17 protein-coding genes are annotated in these 16,033 nt (G+C 64.1%); 12 read left to right on the top strand and 5 right to left on the bottom strand.

The genetic code is table 11. The annotated features are described in order from the left end of the window. Window positions 1-98: 98 nt before the first annotated feature. The 4 genes from gshB to ptsP all read left to right on the top strand — a co-directional run bounded on the left by gshB (window position 99) and on the right by ptsP (window position 4,320). Entirely contained in the window at window positions 99-1,055 is a 957-nt protein-coding gene (gene gshB, locus QFZ91_RS13585) for a glutathione synthase (protein WP_176109665.1), read from the top strand. 227 nt (window positions 1,056-1,282) lie between these two features. Continuing rightward, window positions 1,283-1,801, top strand: a complete 519-nt coding sequence (locus tag QFZ91_RS13580) for a PTS sugar transporter subunit IIA (protein ID WP_429567525.1) — start codon at window positions 1,283-1,285, stop codon at window positions 1,799-1,801. A 124-nt stretch (window positions 1,802-1,925) separates the two neighbouring features. After that, the gene (locus tag QFZ91_RS13575; RefSeq protein WP_013088266.1) at window positions 1,926-2,195 is read left to right on the top strand and encodes an HPr family phosphocarrier protein; all 270 of its coding nucleotides are present in this window, start codon (window positions 1,926-1,928) and stop codon (window positions 2,193-2,195) included. Between the two features lie 379 nt (window positions 2,196-2,574). Then, window positions 2,575-4,320 (top strand): phosphoenolpyruvate--protein phosphotransferase, encoded by a 1,746-nt coding sequence (ptsP, locus tag QFZ91_RS13570; protein ID WP_176109663.1) that lies wholly within the window; start codon window positions 2,575-2,577, stop codon window positions 4,318-4,320. A gap of 98 nt (window positions 4,321-4,418) precedes the next feature. On the opposite strand, the gene QFZ91_RS13565 is transcribed toward ptsP, so the two are convergent. From QFZ91_RS13565 to gpmA, 3 genes are all read right to left on the bottom strand, one after another. Further along, window positions 4,419-5,177 carry a HesA/MoeB/ThiF family protein gene (locus tag QFZ91_RS13565; protein ID WP_429567524.1) on the bottom strand — a complete coding sequence of 253 codons (759 nt, stop codon included), beginning with the start codon at window positions 5,175-5,177 and terminating at the stop codon, window positions 4,419-4,421. A gap of 246 nt (window positions 5,178-5,423) precedes the next feature. After that, window positions 5,424-7,001, bottom strand: a complete 1,578-nt coding sequence (locus QFZ91_RS13560; protein ID WP_429567523.1) for a S41 family peptidase — start codon at window positions 6,999-7,001, stop codon at window positions 5,424-5,426. Between the two features lie 263 nt (window positions 7,002-7,264). Further along, window positions 7,265-8,011, bottom strand: coding sequence for a 2,3-diphosphoglycerate-dependent phosphoglycerate mutase (gene gpmA / locus QFZ91_RS13555; protein ID WP_176109660.1), 747 nt, complete (start codon window positions 8,009-8,011; stop codon window positions 7,265-7,267). Between the two features lie 137 nt (window positions 8,012-8,148). Here gpmA and QFZ91_RS13550 point away from each other — a divergent pair, with 137 nt between their 5' ends. The 5 genes from QFZ91_RS13550 (at window position 8,149) to QFZ91_RS13530 (ending at window position 11,139) form a co-directional block, all read left to right on the top strand. Further along, complete coding sequence (locus QFZ91_RS13550) at window positions 8,149-8,574, top strand: rhodanese-like domain-containing protein (RefSeq protein ID WP_429567522.1); 426 nt, start codon at window positions 8,149-8,151, stop codon at window positions 8,572-8,574. Continuing rightward, window positions 8,571-8,831 carry a glutaredoxin 3 gene (gene grxC, locus QFZ91_RS13545; protein WP_062125843.1) on the top strand — a complete coding sequence of 87 codons (261 nt, stop codon included), beginning with the start codon at window positions 8,571-8,573 and terminating at the stop codon, window positions 8,829-8,831. The genes QFZ91_RS13550 and grxC overlap by 4 nt, the downstream gene beginning before the upstream one ends. Window positions 8,832-8,980: 149 nt before the next feature. Continuing rightward, window positions 8,981-9,460: a protein-export chaperone SecB gene (secB, locus tag QFZ91_RS13540; RefSeq protein WP_176109659.1), complete on the top strand. Its 480-nt coding sequence runs from the start codon at window positions 8,981-8,983 to the stop codon at window positions 9,458-9,460. A gap of 22 nt (window positions 9,461-9,482) precedes the next feature. Further along, window positions 9,483-10,481, top strand: coding sequence for an NAD(P)H-dependent glycerol-3-phosphate dehydrogenase (locus tag QFZ91_RS13535; protein WP_429567521.1), 999 nt, complete (start codon window positions 9,483-9,485; stop codon window positions 10,479-10,481). 97 nt (window positions 10,482-10,578) lie between these two features. Beyond that, window positions 10,579-11,139, top strand: a complete 561-nt coding sequence (locus tag QFZ91_RS13530; RefSeq protein ID WP_429567520.1) for an O-acetyl-ADP-ribose deacetylase — start codon at window positions 10,579-10,581, stop codon at window positions 11,137-11,139. Here the strand turns inward: QFZ91_RS13530 and trmL are convergent. Together trmL and QFZ91_RS13520 are read right to left on the bottom strand one after the other, a co-directional pair. After that, entirely contained in the window at window positions 11,112-11,582 is a 471-nt protein-coding gene (trmL, locus tag QFZ91_RS13525) for a tRNA (uridine(34)/cytosine(34)/5-carboxymethylaminomethyluridine(34)-2'-O)-methyltransferase TrmL (protein ID WP_176382409.1), read from the bottom strand. The two genes, QFZ91_RS13530 and trmL, sit on opposite strands and share 28 nt — an antisense overlap. Before the next feature lie 18 nt (window positions 11,583-11,600). Beyond that, complete coding sequence (locus tag QFZ91_RS13520) at window positions 11,601-12,386, bottom strand: phosphoribosyltransferase family protein (RefSeq protein WP_429567519.1); 786 nt, start codon at window positions 12,384-12,386, stop codon at window positions 11,601-11,603. Between the two features lie 82 nt (window positions 12,387-12,468). On the opposite strand from QFZ91_RS13520, the gene QFZ91_RS13515 reads away from it, so the two are divergent. The 3 genes from QFZ91_RS13515 to coxB all read left to right on the top strand — a co-directional run bounded on the left by QFZ91_RS13515 (window position 12,469) and on the right by coxB (window position 16,008). Further along, window positions 12,469-13,434, top strand: coding sequence for a methyltransferase domain-containing protein (locus QFZ91_RS13515; protein ID WP_429567518.1), 966 nt, complete (start codon window positions 12,469-12,471; stop codon window positions 13,432-13,434). Between the two features lie 395 nt (window positions 13,435-13,829). Next, window positions 13,830-14,306 (top strand): DUF2244 domain-containing protein, encoded by a 477-nt coding sequence (locus QFZ91_RS13510; RefSeq protein ID WP_176125092.1) that lies wholly within the window; start codon window positions 13,830-13,832, stop codon window positions 14,304-14,306. Between the two features lie 64 nt (window positions 14,307-14,370). Next, window positions 14,371-16,008 (top strand): cytochrome c oxidase subunit II, encoded by a 1,638-nt coding sequence (gene coxB / locus QFZ91_RS13505; protein WP_429567517.1) that lies wholly within the window; start codon window positions 14,371-14,373, stop codon window positions 16,006-16,008. Window positions 16,009-16,033 lie beyond the last annotated feature (25 nt).

Raw genomic sequence — 16,033 nt, 5'->3', positions numbered from 1 at the left:
CTCGCGCGGCAGGATGGCGGCATGCGTGCCGCCATCGCCGTCTTCAAAGACTATATTGACGAACAATGTCACGCCCGTCAGGGCGCACCGGGACTTTCATGGACATTCTTTTCATCGCCGATCCGCTCAGCCATTTCAAGATTTACAAAGACTCGACCTACGCGATGATGGCCGAAGCGGCGCGCCGCGGTCACACGGTGTACACCTGCGAGCCGAAGCATCTGGCGTGGACGGGCGGCGATGTCGAAGCGAACGTGCAGCGCATTGCGATCACCGGCGATACCGCCGATCTGCATCGTGACGTCTGGTTTGTCGCCGATGCCGCCGCGCCGCGCGCGCTTGCGAGCTTCGGCGCGGTTGTGATGCGCAAAGACCCGCCGTTCGACATGGAATACGTGACGTCGACGTGGCTGCTCGAACTGGCCGAGCGTGGCGGCGCGCGCGTCTTCAACAAGCCGCAGGCGATCCGCGATCATTCGGAGAAGCTCGCGATCGGCGAGTTCGCGCAGTTCGTGGCGCCGACGCTGGTCACGCGCGACCCGGCGCGTCTGCGCGCGTTCCACGAACAGCACGGCGACGTGATCCTGAAGCCGCTCGACGGCATGGGCGGCATGGGCGTGTTCCGCGTGAAGGCGGACGGTATGAACCTCGGCTCGATCGTCGAAATGCTGAGCCACGACGGCGCACGCTCGGTGATGGCGCAGAAATTCATCCCCGAGATCAAGGAGGGTGACAAGCGCATCCTGCTGATCGGCGGCGAAGCGGTGCCATACTCGCTCGCGCGCATTCCTCAGGGTAATGAGGTGCGCGGCAACCTGGCGGCCGGTGGACTGGGTGTCGCGCGCCCGCTCAGCGAGCAGGACCGCAAGATCGCCGATACGCTCGCGCCGGTGCTGGCGGCGCGCGGCTTGCTGCTGGTCGGACTCGATGCGATCGGCGACTGGCTCACCGAAGTCAACGTCACGAGCCCGACGTGTTTCCGCGAGATCATGGATCAGACTGGCTTCGACGTCGCCGCGATGTTCGTCGACGCGCTGGAGCGCGCGGTCGGCTGACGCGCCGACTCTAGCGGCCTTGATTGCCCGGCCGCACCCCCAATCTGTGTAGTAAATCGGCATCAGGCGCGCCGTCGGGATTGGCGCGAAAATGAGGCTGCTACAATGCCCGCTCGTCCGACGATGCATTTCCGCCCTCGCGACCCACGGCCGGTCCGGGGCGATGGCGAACCGGGCTCGAGTCCCGGTCCACGGTTTTGGGGCCGTTCTATCGCAGTAAGGCTGACATGGCAGGCATTCTGATCATTGCGCACGCTCCCTTCGCCACCGCGTTGCGCGATTGCATTTCCCACATCTATGGCGGTTTGCCGGCGCGTATCGGCGTGATCGATGTGTCGCCGGATTGCGATCCCGCGCAGGTCGTCGCGTTCGCGAATTCGGAAGTCGCGCGGTTGAAGGAAGAGAACGGCGCGCTCGTGCTGACCGATATGTTCGGCGCGACGCCGGCCAACATCGCGGGCCGGCTCGCCACGGAGCCGGATGTGCGCGTGCTGTGCGGCGTCAATCTGCCGATGCTGGTGCGTGCGGTCTGCTATCGCTCGACGCCGCTCGACACGCTCGTCGACAAGGCGCTCGCCGGCGCGACCAAGGGCGTGCACGCGATCGGACCGGCGACGCCGGAACCGGTCGCGGCGTCAGCCTGCCCGGCCGATTGCCTGCCGGCTGACGCGGCGCCCGCCGACTGTGTCCCCGCGTTGCCGGCCGATGCCGATCTGACGCAGAAGCCGGACGCGCCCGGCCTGTAAATCGGGCTGGTCCGCAGGCAAGCTTCGACGGATTCAAGCGGTTTCGCAACGGCGCCAAGCGCATTGCAGCCGCTTTGCAGTTTGACTTTTCACCATTTCATTCACCCGCGCTTCGGACCATCACATGCTGCAACAAGAAACGACAATTGTGAACAAGCTGGGGCTGCACGCGCGCGCGTCGGCCAAGTTGACGCAACTCGCGGGCAACTACCAGGCGGAAATCTGGATGAGCCGCAATGGCCGTCGTATCAACGCAAAGAGCATCATGGGCGTGATGATGCTGGCCGCGGGCATCGGCAGTACCGTGCTGATCGAAACGGAAGGTACCGACGAACAGGAAGCGATGGACGCGCTGTTAAAACTGATCGCCGATAAATTTGGCGAAGGTCAATAACGCCGCGCCCTTTGCGTTCGACAAACCCGAAAAAGCCGCGGCTCAGTCCGCGGTTTTTTTCGCCGCCGACATTTGAATATCAGAAGAGGCCCGCCGCTAATCGACATTAAGGCTTGTAGAAGCGGCGCGAAAGCCGCGGGGAAGAGTGCGTAAGGCGACATGCGCGTAGGGCGACACGCGTTTTCAATGTTTAAACCATATATTTTGCGCGACGCGTATAAAAGTGAAGCTTCGCGGTGTACGAGGACACCTGATTGCGATAACTCGTGCTGCGCTGCACACACCGCCGACATACTTCAAAAAGGCGCGGAATTTATAATGCCAGGTACAGTCTGAGAGCATTGCAGCGGTTTGCATCACACAACTAGAGGAGGTGCGCGTGTCATTCACGCTGCATGGAATTCCCGTCTCGCGCGGTATCGCCATCGGGCGGGCCTATCTGATCGCCCCGGCAGCACTCGACGTAGACCACTATCTGATCGAACCCGCCCAGATCGAAGGGGAGGTCGGGCGCTTTCGCGCGGCTCAGCAACGCGTGCATGAAGAACTCAACGTGCTGCGCGCCGATCTCGCCGCGGATGCCCCCAGTGAAATGGGCGCGTTCATCGACGTTCACACGATGATCCTGAACGACGTGATGCTGGTTCAGGAAACCATCGACCTGATCCGCACGCGCCGCTACAACGTCGAGTGGGCGCTGACCGAACAGCTCGAAAGACTCTCGCGCCATTTCGACGATATCGAAGACGAATACCTGCGCGAACGCAAAGCCGACATCGAACAGGTCGTCGAACGTGTGCTGAAGGCGCTCGCGGGTGCGCCGGGCATCGTCGACAACGTGCATGGCGCGTGCGATGAAATGATCGTCGTCGCGCACGACATCGCGCCGGCCGACATGATGCAGTTCAAGACGCAGACGTTCCAGGGCTTCGTCACCGATCTCGGCGGGCGCACGTCGCATACCGCGATCGTCGCGCGCAGCCTCGGCATTCCGGCCGCGGTCGGCGTGCAGCATGCGAGCGCGCTGATCCGCCAGGACGATCTGATCATCGTCGATGGCGACCACGGCATCGTGATCGTCGATCCCGCGCCCATCGTGCTCGAGGAATACTCGTATCGGCAAAGCGAGAAGGAGCTCGAGCAGCGCAAGCTGCAACGGCTCAAGTTCTCGCCGACGCAAACGCTGTGCGGCACGCGCATCGAACTGTGCGCGAACATCGAGTTGCCGGACGACGCGCGCGCGGCGATCGAATCGGGCGCGACCGGCGTGGGTCTGTTTCGCACCGAGTTCCTGTTCATGAATCACAAGGACCGGATGGCCGAAGAGGAGGAGCAGTTCAGCGCGTATCGTCGCGCGGTCGAACTGATGAACGGCTTGCCGGTCACGATCCGCACGATCGACGTCGGCGCCGACAAACCGCTCGATTCGATGGCCGGCGGCGACGGCTACGAGACCGCCGTGAATCCGGCGCTCGGCTTGCGCGCAATTCGCTGGAGCCTGTCCGAGCCGCAGATGTTTCTCACGCAGCTGCGCGCGATCCTGCGCGCGTCGGCGTTCGGCAAGGTGAAGATCCTGATCCCGATGCTCGCGCACGCGCAGGAAATCGACCAGACGCTCGATCTGATCCGCGAAGCCAAGCGCCAACTCGACGACGCGGGCATTGCTTATGATCCGAACGTGCAGGTCGGCGCGATGATCGAGATTCCGGCCGCCGCGATCGCGTTGCCGCTGTTTCTGAAGCGGCTCGATTTCCTGTCGATCGGCACCAACGATCTGATCCAGTACACGCTCGCGATCGATCGCGCGGACAACGCGGTCGCGCATCTGTACGACCCGCTGCATCCGGCGGTGCTCCATCTGATCGCGTTCACACTGCGCGAGGCGAAGCGTGCGGGCGTACCGGTGTCGGTGTGCGGTGAGATGGCGGGTGATCCGGCGTTGACGCGTCTGTTGCTCGGCATGGGCCTGACCGAGTTTTCGATGCATCCGAGCCAACTGCTCGAGGTCAAGCAGGAGGTGCTGCGCTCGCATCTGAAAACGCTCGAAAAGCCCGTGGCCGACGTGCTGGCTTCGTTCGAGCCGGAAGAGGTGCAGGCGGCGCTCAAGCGGGTCGCGCTGGTGTGAATCCGACGCGCTTCGTCTCGCCTCGTTGAACGAAAAAACGCCGCACATGCGGCGTTTTTCTGTTTCGACGTCGTTCGGACGCGCAGTGGGGAACCGCCTCAAGAGCCGTGCGCGTGGCCGCACACCGGGCAATCAGGCTGGCGTCCGATGCGCATCGTGTTCCATTCCATTCGCAGCGAATCGAGCATCGTCAGGCGGCCCACGAGCGGCGTGCCGATTGCGCCGATCACCTTCAGCGCTTCGGCAGCCTGCATCGAACCGATGATGCCGACCGTCGGCGCGAACACACCCATCGTCGAGCAGGCGACTTCCTCGAACGGCTGGTCTTCGGGAAACACGCACGCATAGCATGGCGACGCTTCGTCGCGGAAATCGAAGGTGCTGATCTGGCCGTCGAAGCGCAGCGCCGCGCCCGACACGAGCGGCACGCGATGCTTGACGCACGCGCGGTTGATCGCGTGACGCGTCGCGAAGTTGTCGGTGCAATCGAGCACGACACTCGCGTGCGGCACCTCGCGATCGAGCCATGCATCGTCGACGCGCTCGGCGACTGCCCTGACGACGACCTCGGGATTGATCTGCGCGAGCGTGTCGCGCCCGGACTCGACCTTGCTGCGTCCAACCGACGCGGTGACGTGCAGGATCTGGCGCTGCAGATTGGTCAGGTCGACGGTATCGGCATCGACGAGCGTCAGACGGCCGACGCCCGCCGCCGCGAGATACATTGCGGCCGGCGAACCGAGCCCGCCCGCGCCGACGACGATCGCGTGGGCGTCGATAAAACGCCGCTGCGCCTCGATGCCGATTTCGTCGACGAGGATATGGCGGGAGTAGCGAAGGAGTTGATCGTCATTCATGGCGGGGCGCGTGGGGTGTGTCGCTATGTCGCGGTGTCGCGCAAGGAGAGGCAGGCCGAAGGGCCGCGGCGCGCATTCGTGGCTGTTATTTTAATCGCGCGGGGAGGGTGGCTGCTGCGGCTTGCCGTTAGACGCCGCCGGTTGAGCGGCGGCCTGTGCTGAAACTGCTGCGGCGTGTCTTCGCAGACTATCGTGCTGCGAAGACACGCGCGGGTTCGCTGCTTATTGGCCAGCTTATTTGCCGGCTTACTTTCCAGCGGGAGCCGGTGCCGAAGCCGGCGCCGGTCCCGATGCGCCCGGCACCGGTTGCGTCGGCTTCACCGCGACCGGCGCGGAGGCCGACGTGCCCGGCTTGTTCTGCGCGAGACGGCGTTCCATCAGCGACTTGGATTCCTGAACCGGCTTGCCTTCGAGCTTGCCGACCGCCTGTTGCATCATGAAGTCGTCGCTCGAACCGAACTCGACCGGCTTGCGTTCGCGTTCCTTCTGGCGCTGCTCCGGCGTCTTCTTGTCGTTCTGCTCTTCGAGCTGACGCAACTGCTCCATGCGCTCCGACTCGCGCTGCTCGGCTTCCTTCTTCTCGTTGGGGTCCTGCGTGTTCGCAAGGTGATTCGAGTAGTCGACTTCGCGAGTGACGAGCGCGTCGTCCGGATCGCCGTCCGCGTATTGATCCACCGGAAGGTCGGGGCGGATGCCCTTGTTCTGGATCGAACGGCCGCTCGGCGTGTAGTAATACGCGGTGGTCAGGCGCAGCGCGGTGTCCGCCGTCATGGGGCGTACGGTTTGCACCGAACCCTTGCCGAACGTGGTCTTGCCGAGAATCAGCGCGCGGTGCTGATCCTGCAGTGCGCCGGCGACGATTTCCGAGGCCGACGCCGAGTAGGCGTTGGTCAGCACGATCATCGGCACGGTCTTGAAGATGGCCGGGACGTCTTTCAGCGGATCGCTGTCGAACGATTGCAGACGGTAGTTATCGTAGGTGTCGCGATAGATCTGCTTCGAATCCGGAATCTGGCCGTTGGTCGACACCACCACCGAATTCGGCGGCAGGAACGCGCCCGCGACGCCGACCGCGCTTTGCAGCAAGCCGCCGCCGTTGTTGCGCAGGTCGAGGATGAGGCCCTTCAGGTTCGGCTCCTGGCGCGCCAGATCCTGCAGCTTGGCCGCGAGGTCAGGCGTGGTGCGTTCCTGGAAGCTCGTGATGCGCACGTACGCGAAGCCCGGCGCAACGATCTTGCCCTTCACCGACTGCACCTTGATGATCGCGCGCGTGACGGTCAGCGGGAACGTGCGGTCGTCGGTCTTGCGGAAGATGGTCAGCGTGACCTTGGTGCCCGGCTCGCCGCGCATCTGCTTGACCGCCTGGTCGAGGGTCATGCCGCGCACGGGCTTGTCGTTGATGCGCGTGATCAGGTCGCCCGGACGGATGCCGGCGCGGAACGCGGGCGTGTCTTCGATAGGCGAAATCACCTTGATCAGGCCGTCTTCCGACGAAATTTCGATGCCGAGGCCCGCGAAGCGGCCCTTGGTCTGCTCCTGCAGCTCTTCGTAATCGGTCTTGTCGAGGTACGACGAGTGCGGGTCGAGGCTCGACACCATGCCCTTGATCGCGGAGGTGAGAAGCTTCTTGTCGTCGACCGGTTCGACGTATTCGTGCTTGATCTGCCCGAACACTTCGGCGAAGAGCCTGAGCTGGTCTAGCGGCAGTGGGGCGACTGCGGCGCTAGCGGGTTGCTGGGCCGAGGCGGAGAATTGCAGGGTGGCAAGGACACCGGTAGCAAGGCCCGCGGCAATCAGGCCGATATTTTTCAGGTTCTTTCGCATAGAGTCTATTGCGGTCGGAAGCGCGTGGCAGCGTCGATAAAGATTGGACGGACAAGTATAACTGCACACCCGCCTGCTCAGGGCGCGGTGCAGGCAATCGTGCTTCGACAGTACGGGAAGGTCCTGGTTCTTGCGAACCGGCCCGCGGCTGGCGGGCCGTGCGATACGCCGCGCGGCGCAATACAGTTTTTCCCGCCGGGCCGGTTGTCTCCGTGCGGCCCCGGGCCTTCCCGTGGCGAGGGGCCGCGGCCGGAAACGCGCGATCAGCCCGCCTTGCCTTGGCTCGCGACCGCGGCTTGCGCCTTTGCGATCGCGTCCTGGTCGCCGAGATAGTAGTGCTTGATCGGCTTCAGATCTTCGTCGAGTTCATAGACGAGCGGCACGCCGTTCGGGATGTTCAGGCCGACGATGTCGCTGTCCGAGATGTTGTCGAGGTACTTGACCAGCGCGCGGATCGAGTTGCCGTGCGCGGCGATCAGGATGCTGCGCCCAGACTTGATGGCCGGCGCAATCGACTCGTTCCACAGCGGCAGCACGCGCGCGACCGTGTCTTTCAGGCACTCGGTCAGCGGCAGTTGCTCGCGCGGCACCTTGGCGTAGCGCGGATCGGTGTACGGCGCGCGCTCGTCGGTCGGCTCGAGCGCGGGCGGCGGCGTGTCGTAGCTGCGGCGCCAGACCAGCACCTGCTCGTCGCCGAATTTGGCTGCCGTTTCGGCCTTGTTCAGACCCGACAGCGCGCCGTAGTGGCGTTCGTTCAGGCGCCATGAATGCACGACGGGCAGGTACATCAGATCCATCTTGTCCTGCACGTGCCACAGCGTGCGGATCGCGCGCTTGAGCACCGACGTATAGGCGATGTCGAACGTATAGCCCGACTCCTTGAGCAGCACGCCCGCCTGCTGCGCCTCGAGGCTGCCCTGCTCGGTGAGGTCGACGTCGATCCAGCCGGTGAAGCGGTTTTCCTTGTTCCACGTCGATTCGCCGTGGCGGATGAGAACGAGTTTGTACATAAGAGTTGCCGGTCGGTAGTGAGGAAGCGGTCTCGCGCTGTGCGGCGCCTTCGGCGGCGCATCGCCATCGCGTCAAACGGTTATTTTATAATGCTCGGGTTGACCTTTTCGATTTCTCTCTTTCCGGCGGATCTTCCGTGAAGTTTTTCACCGAATACACAAACCTTGTCCTGATCGCAATCGTCCTTATCTCTGGTGGGTTGCTGGTGTGGCCGACCATCAGTCGGCGTGGGCGTGGCGGCCTGTCGGCCGCCGAAGCCACCCAACTGATCAACCGGCGCAACGCGGCGGTCATCGATCTGCGGCCGTCCGCCGACTACGCCAAGGGGCACCTGCCCTCGGCACGGCATTTCGAATTCGCGGAGTTGCAGGCGAAAGTCGCGCAACTCGCGAAGAACAAGAGCAACCCGGTGCTGCTGGTATGCCAGACCGGCCAGCAGTCGAACAAGGCTGCGCGTATCGTGCAGGAAGCGGGATACGCGGAAGTCCATGTTCTCGAGGGCGGCGTCGACGCCTGGCAGAAAGCCGGTATGCCGGTTGTGAAACAAGGAGCAGCCAAGTGAACAAAGTGATCATGTACAGCACCCAGGTGTGCCCGTATTGCCAGATGGCCGAACGTCTTTTAAAGTCGCGCGGCGTCGAGCAGGTTGAAAAAGTACTGATCGATAAAGACCCGGCCCGTCGTGAGGAGATGATGACCCGGACCGGGCGTCGCACGGTGCCGCAGGTGTTCATCGGCGAGACGCATGTCGGCGGCTATGATGACCTTTCCGCGCTCGATCGCGCGGGCGGTCTGACGCCGCTGCTCGAAGCAGCCTGAGTTCGCGCGTTTCGCGCCGCGCGAGCGGGCGGACCACTCGATAAGCCGGCGCGTGCGCGCTCCTCGTGGAGCCGGCGTGCCGGCGCAATAATCTGGCGGCCCATGCATGCATCGGCCGCCGCCACGCATACCTATCAGGAATCACCATCATGTCCGACGAGAATAATCAGCCGTTCTTCAACATCCAGCGCATCTATCTGAAGGACATGTCGCTCGAGCAGCCGAATTCGCCGGCAATCTTCCTCGAGCAGGAAATGCCGTCGGTCGAAGTCGAAGTCGACGTGAAGGCCGAGCGCCTCGCAGAATCCGTGTTCGAAATCCTCGTGACGGGCACGGTCACGGCCAAGGTGTCGGACAAGGTCGCGTTCCTGATCGAAGCGAAACAGGCCGGCATTTTTGACATTCGCAACATTCCTGCCGAGCAGATCGATCCGCTCGTTGGCATCGCCTGCCCGACCATCCTGTTCCCGTACCTGCGGTCCAACATCGCCGACGCGATCACCCGCGCCGGCTTCCCGCCGATCCACCTCGCCGAGATCAACTTCCAGGCGCTGTACGAGCAGCGTCTCGCGCAAATGAGCGCGGCCCAGCAGGGCGACGGCGCGGCGCAAAGCGGCGTCACGCATTAAGGCGCCGCGGGCAGTGCCGGCTATGAAGGTCGCCGTTCTCGGCGCTGGCGCGTGGGGCACCGCCCTCGCCGGCCATCTGGCCGTCAGGCACGACACGGTGTTGTGGGCGCGCGAGTCCGCGCTCATCACCGAGCTTTCCACTTCGCACGAAAACGCCCGCTATCTGGCGGGCGTCGCGTTGCCGCCCGCGCTCCGCTACGAAGCGGATCTCGGCGCGGCGCTCGATCACGCGCTCGCCGACGATGCGCTGTGCGTGATCGCGACGCCGGTGGCTGGCCTACGCGGTCTGTTGCGCGCGATGCGCGATGCCGGCAAGGTGCCCGCGCATATCGTGTGGCTGTGCAAGGGTTTCGAGGCGGATTCGCAGTTGTTGCCGCATCAGGCGGTCGCGGCGGAATTGCCCGAGCATGCGAGCAACGGCGTGTTGTCCGGGCCGAGCTTCGCGCGCGAAGTCGGACAGGGACTGCCGGTTGCGTTGACGATCGCGAGTTCGTCGGCGGTGTGCCGCGAACGCACGGTCGCGGCGTTCCATCACGGTGCGATGCGCATCTATACCGGCGACGACGTCGTCGGCGTCGAAGTGGGCGGCGCGGTGAAAAACGTGCTCGCCATCGCGACGGGCATCGCCGATGGCCTCGGCCTCGGCCTCAATGCACGCGCGGCGCTGATCACCCGCGGGCTCGCCGAAATGTCGCGTCTTGGCGTCACGCTTGGTGGGCGCGCGGAAACCTTTACCGGGCTGACCGGCCTCGGCGATCTGATCCTGACCGCGACCGGCGATCTATCGCGCAACCGTACGGTGGGCTTGCAGCTCGCCACCGGCCGCACACTCGACGACATCCTCGGCGGCCTCGGTCACGTGGCCGAAGGCGTGCGCTGCGCGAAGGCGGTCCTTTCGATCGCACGCGCCCATGCAATCGAAATGCCGATCACACAAGCGGTCTGCGCGGTGCTGTTCGACGGCGTGGCGCCGCGCGATGCGGTCAGCGCGCTGCTGCGGCGCGATTCGAAGGCCGAATAAAGTCTTTTCTTTCAGCCGTTTAGCGCAAATTCGCGTTGAACGGCTGCCTCACCTGGCTGTCCACTTCTTGAGCGAGACTCAGGTCAGCGAGGTTTTCATGCCCACCTTCAATCTCAGTCACGGCACGTGCACGCTCGAAGCGCGCGTGGTCGATATCACGACGCTCGCCGTCGATGCGATCGTCAATGCCGCGAATACTTCGCTGCTCGGCGGCGGCGGTGTCGATGGTGCGATTCATCGCGCGGCCGGCAAGGAGTTGCTGCGCGAATGCGAAACGCTCGGCGGCTGCGCGACCGGCGACGCCAAGATCACCGCCGGTTATCGGCTGCCCGCGAAGCATGTGATCCATGCTGTCGGTCCAGTGTGGCGCGGCGGCGCGCACGGCGAAGCCGACCTGCTCGCATCGTGCTATCAGCGCTCGCTCGAAGTCGCGCGCGAGACTCATTGCACGAGCATTGCGTTTCCCGCGATCAGTTGCGGCATCTACCGTTTCCCCGCCGACTATGCGGTGGGCATCGCGGTCGGAACCGTGCTCGACATGTTGCCGCGCACACCCCACATGAAGCACGTGACGTTCGCGTGCTTCGACGACACGATGTTCGCACGCTACGAGGCCGAACTCGAACGCCGTCAGGCGCCGCCCTCGAAGCCGGCCTGACGCCACGCTTCGAACACCACGACCGCCACCGTGTTCGACAGATTCAGACTGCGATTGCCAGGACGCATCGGCAGACGCACGCGCTGTTCGTTCGCAAAGCGCTCGAGCACCGTATCGGGCAGACCGCGCGTTTCGGCGCCGAACACGAACCAGTCGCCCGGTCGAAAAGCGTGATCGTGAAAGCGCCCCGAGCCGCGTGTGGTGAACGCGAACATGCGCGACGGGTCGGGCGTTTCTTTCGCGATGAACGCGTCCCAATCGGCGTGCACGTTCATTTCCGCGTACTCGTGATAGTCGAGGCCGGCGCGCCGCATCTTGGTGTCGTCGAGAGGGAAGCCGAGCGGCTCGATCAGGTGCAGCCGGGCGCCGGTATTCGCGCACAGGCGAATCACGTTGCCGGTGTTGGGCGGAATTTCCGGTTCTACGAGAACGACGTTGAACATAAGGGGACCACGTAAAAGCTAGTTTTTCGGAGTGCGCAACGCGACGAAGTTCGTGACCCGTCGCGCGCCGGCCGCCTTCAGCGTATGCGCGAGCGCTTCGAGCGTCGCGCCGCTCGTCATTACGTCGTCGACGATGCCGACGTGCAGGCCGCGCACCGGGCGCGCGACGCGAAACGCGCGGCCGACGTTGTGCCGGCGCGCATCGAGATCGAGGCGCGATTGCGGCGCGGTGTTTTGCGTTCGTTCGAGCAGCGTCGCGTCGCTGCGCACGTCGAGCGCCCGGGCAAGCGGCCGCGCGATCTGCCAGGCCTGGTTGTAGCCGCGCTCGACCAGACGGCGACCGGCGAGCGGCACTGGCGCAATCACGTCGGGCCGCTCGGCCGCGTCGTGCCAGTCGTCCTGAGCAAGCCACGCGAGACGTTGCGCGAAATCGCGCGCAAGCATCAGCCGGGCGCGGAATTTCAGGCCGACCGCGAGGGTATCCAGCGGCGCGCGATAGTCGGCGAGCGCGAAGCTCGCGTCGAACGACGGCGGCTCGGCGACGCAATCGGCGCAGCGATATTGCGCCTGAGCGACCCAGCGTGACGTCGGCAACGGCGCAGCGCAAACGGTGCAGCGCAGGCGGCTCTCGTTCCAGTAGGCCGCGTCGCAACCGTCGCACAGCGTCTTATGCGACATATTGCCGCACAACGCGCACAGGTTCGGCAGCGCGACGTTCAAAGCCCGCGGCCATGCCGAATGCAGACCGCGCACAAAACGCGCGGCCTGATTTCGACACGACGAAGAAAATGACTGGAATCGCACGGGTGAGCGCCGCTGAATGCCGTTCACGCTGAATGGAGGGGAACGAACGAGTATACTTCGAGCTCACGCCAGCACGACACACATGTCTCCAACATCCGCTCAATCTCGCCGTCCGGCCTACGATTCACGGCGCCTCAGGCGTATTTTCGACCGTCGCGCCGCTACCTTCGACGAGGTTGCATTCCTGCCGCGCGAGATTGCGCAGCGCATGCGCGAGCGTCTCGATTACATCAAGGTGGCGCCCTCGAGCGTGCTCGACGCCGGATGCGGTGCGGGCGAAGACATCCCCGCATTGCGCGCGCGCTTTCCAGAGGCGCCGGTGTTCGGCGCCGATCTGTCGCATGGCATGCTGCGCCGCGCGCTGCGTCACGATGCCGACGACACCAGTTGGCGACGCTTTCTTCCCGCCTCGCTCGGCAAGGCGCTCGGCGCGCGGGGCCCGCGCTTCGCGCAAGCCGATTTCTCCGCGCTGCCATTCGCGGCCGGCGCATTCGAATTCATCTGGTCCAACCTTGCGCTGCACTGGCACTCGCGGCCCGATCTGGTCTTTCCCGAATGGCAGCGGGTGTTGAAGGTCAACGGCCTGCTGATGTTCAGTACGCTCGGCCCCGATACGCTAAAGGAATTGCGCGGTGCCTACGCCGAGACCGAGGCTGCGCACGGCGTCGCGTCGCGCAAGCATGTGATCGACTTCGTCGACATGCATGATCTCGGTGACATGCTCGTCGAGGCCGGCTTCGAGATCCCGGTGATGGACCAGGAGACGCTGACGATCACCTACAAGTCGCCCGAGTCGCTGCTCGCGGACGTGCGCCGCTGGGGCGCATACCCGTTCGAGCGCGATGCGCATGACGGCGCGCTTGCGCGTCGGTTGCACAAAGCCCTGCTCGCCGCGCTCGAAGCGCGCCGGCGCGCCGACGGCACGATCGCGCTGACCTTCGAGGTGATCTACGGACACGCATGGAAAGCCGTGCCGCGCACCACGGCCGAAGGACATGGCATCGTGCGGCTTGAGGACATCGGACGAGGTCCGGGCAAGCGTGGGTAGCAGATTGCGGTGCGGTCATCAACTGCTTGCCGACGGTGCGGTTGACGTGTTGCAAAAGCGGTAAAGAGGACATCCGTTATGCCTGGGATTTGCCCTCCGAAAGAGCCGCAAAATGCCGGGCAAAATGGCGCGAAGGCTTGTCGCGCCGGGCTTGTGGGCCGATCGGGGCTTGCTTGTCGATGCTATGGATCGCGCCTATAATGCGTCAGTTTGTCGCCCGACGTTCCCACATTTGGGGTGGCAAGCCTGAGGCGCAGGGCTGCAAAATGAAGTGATGCGGTAGGGGTTGGCGCGGTCGCGAGTGATGCTGTACACAGTGATACGAGCGGCGGCCGCGAGATGCATCCGGAAGTAAAAGAAGGCAGGCCGGACGCGACGATTCGCAGGAGGCAGCGATGGGCGCATCAGATCATCTGCTGGCGGATTCAGAACCGGTCCTCAGGGACTGGACGATGAAGCGCAACTGTTCGATATCGCCGCGGCAGTTCGTCTGTCTGTACGCGTCGCTTGCGTTGTTCTCGTTGGCAATTGCATTCATGCTGGTTCTGATCGGCGCCTGGCTGGTGTTGCCGTTCACCGGAATCGAATTGCTGGCGGTAGGTATCGCGTTTGCAATATATGCGCGTCATGCTGTCGATTACGAGCGCATCCGGTTGTTTCCGAACCGGCTCGTGATCGAGCAGGTCAGCGCCGAGCGGATTACGCAGTTCGAATTCAATCCGCGCTGGGTGCGGATAGAGCCGGGCGCAACGCCGCGCGATCAGATCAAGCTGGTCTCGCGCGGGCAGACGATCATGATCGGGCAACATCTCGCGCAAAATCGGCGCGCGCAGTTCGCAGGCGAGCTGCGTATGTGGCTGGCACGCTGTTAGATGGTGCCGGACGCGCGGCGTTCAAGGGGGCGCGACACGCTGCCAGCGGGGTCGAGGGGTTTGAATGGAAAATTTGGGTAAGGAAGCTATGAAAACAATCAAGCGAGCGCTCATGAGCGTGCTGGCGGCGAGCGGACTGCTTTTCGCCGGTGCCGCCCTGGCAGTGGGCGATGCTCCGGGCGGCCCTGCCGTCAACGCGATCAATCTCCAGCCGCCTGCATCGCGAATCGCTCAGGAGCTGTTCGACCTCCACATGTTCATGCTGCTCCTTTGCACCGTGATCTTCGTCGGTGTATTCGGTGTGATGTTCTATTCGATCTTCGCGCACCGCAAATCGAAGGGCCACCAGGCAGCCAATTTCCACGAGAGCACCACCGTCGAAATCATCTGGACGATCGTACCGTTCATCATCGTCGTGTTGATGGCGCTGCCCGCTACCAAGGCCGTCGTCGCGATGAAGGACACCTCGAACGCCGACCTCACGATCAAGGTCACCGGCTACCAGTGGAAGTGGGGCTACGACTACGTGAAGGGTCCGGGCGAGGGCATCGGCTTCCTGTCCACACTCGCCACGCCGCGCGCGCAAACCGAAGGCCGCGAGCCGATCTCCACGCTGTATCTGCAGGAGGTCGACAACCCGCTCGTGGTGCCGGTCAACAAGAAAATCCGCATCATCACCACCGCCAACGACGTGGTCCACTCCTGGTACGTGCCGGCCTTCGGCGTGAAGCAGGACGCGATCCCCGGCTTCGTGCGCGACACGTGGTTCAAGGCTAACCGCACCGGCACGTTCCGCGGCTTCTGTACCGAGCTGTGCGGCAAGGAACACGCGTTCATGCCGGTCGTCGTCGAAGTGCTGTCCGACGACGACTACGCCAGGTGGGTCGACACGGAGAAGAAGAAAATGGCCGCCGGCCAGGACGATCCGAACAAGACCTATACGATGGCCGAGCTGATGGAGCGCGGCGGCAAGGTCTACGCGGCGAACTGCGCGGTCTGTCACCAGCCGACCGGCAAGGGCGCGGGCGCATTCCCAGCGCTCGACGGCAGCAAGATCGCCAACGGTCCGATCGGTCAGCACGTGAGCCTCGTGCTGAAGGGCAAGAATGCGATGCCTTCGTGGGCGCCGACGCTGAACGACGTCGAAATCGCCTCGGTGGTTACGTACGAACGTAACTCGTGGGGCAACCACACGGGCGACATCCTGCAGCCGAAGCAGGTCACCGAAGCGCGCAACGGCAAGCTGCCGGAAGGCGGCGACCATCTGGCCGAAGCGGGTGCCGCGGCAAGCGGCGCCGCTGCGGCATCGGGTGCGGAAGCGGCTTCCGCACCGGCGGCTGCATCGGGCAATGACGCTGGCGCGGCTGCTGCGAATAGCGCAGAGGCCACGCTGCCGGCTAGCATCTACTTCGAGACCGGCAAGAGCACGCTGCCGGCCGACGCGAAAGCGGCGGTCGACGCGGCCGCGGCCTACGCGAAAGCGCATCCGGACGCGAAATTCACGCTGTCGGGCTTCACCGACGCAACCGGCTCCGCCGACGTCAACGCGAAGCTCGCGAAGAGTCGTGCCGAGGCCGTTCGCGACGCACTGAAAGCAGCCGGCATTGCCGAAGACCATATTATTTTGAAGAAGCCGGAAACGATCACCGGCGGCACCGACGCGAAGGAAGCCCGGCGCGTTCAGATCAGCCCCGCAGCCTGACGTGTTCATGGTCAGCACCGCAGAA

Source organism: Paraburkholderia sp. JPY419 (assembly GCF_050435705.1).
Classification (GTDB): domain Bacteria; phylum Pseudomonadota; class Gammaproteobacteria; order Burkholderiales; family Burkholderiaceae; genus Paraburkholderia; species Paraburkholderia youngii.
Note: the sequence above shows the minus strand (reverse complement) of the source record. Positions and strands in the feature narration are given on the sequence as shown.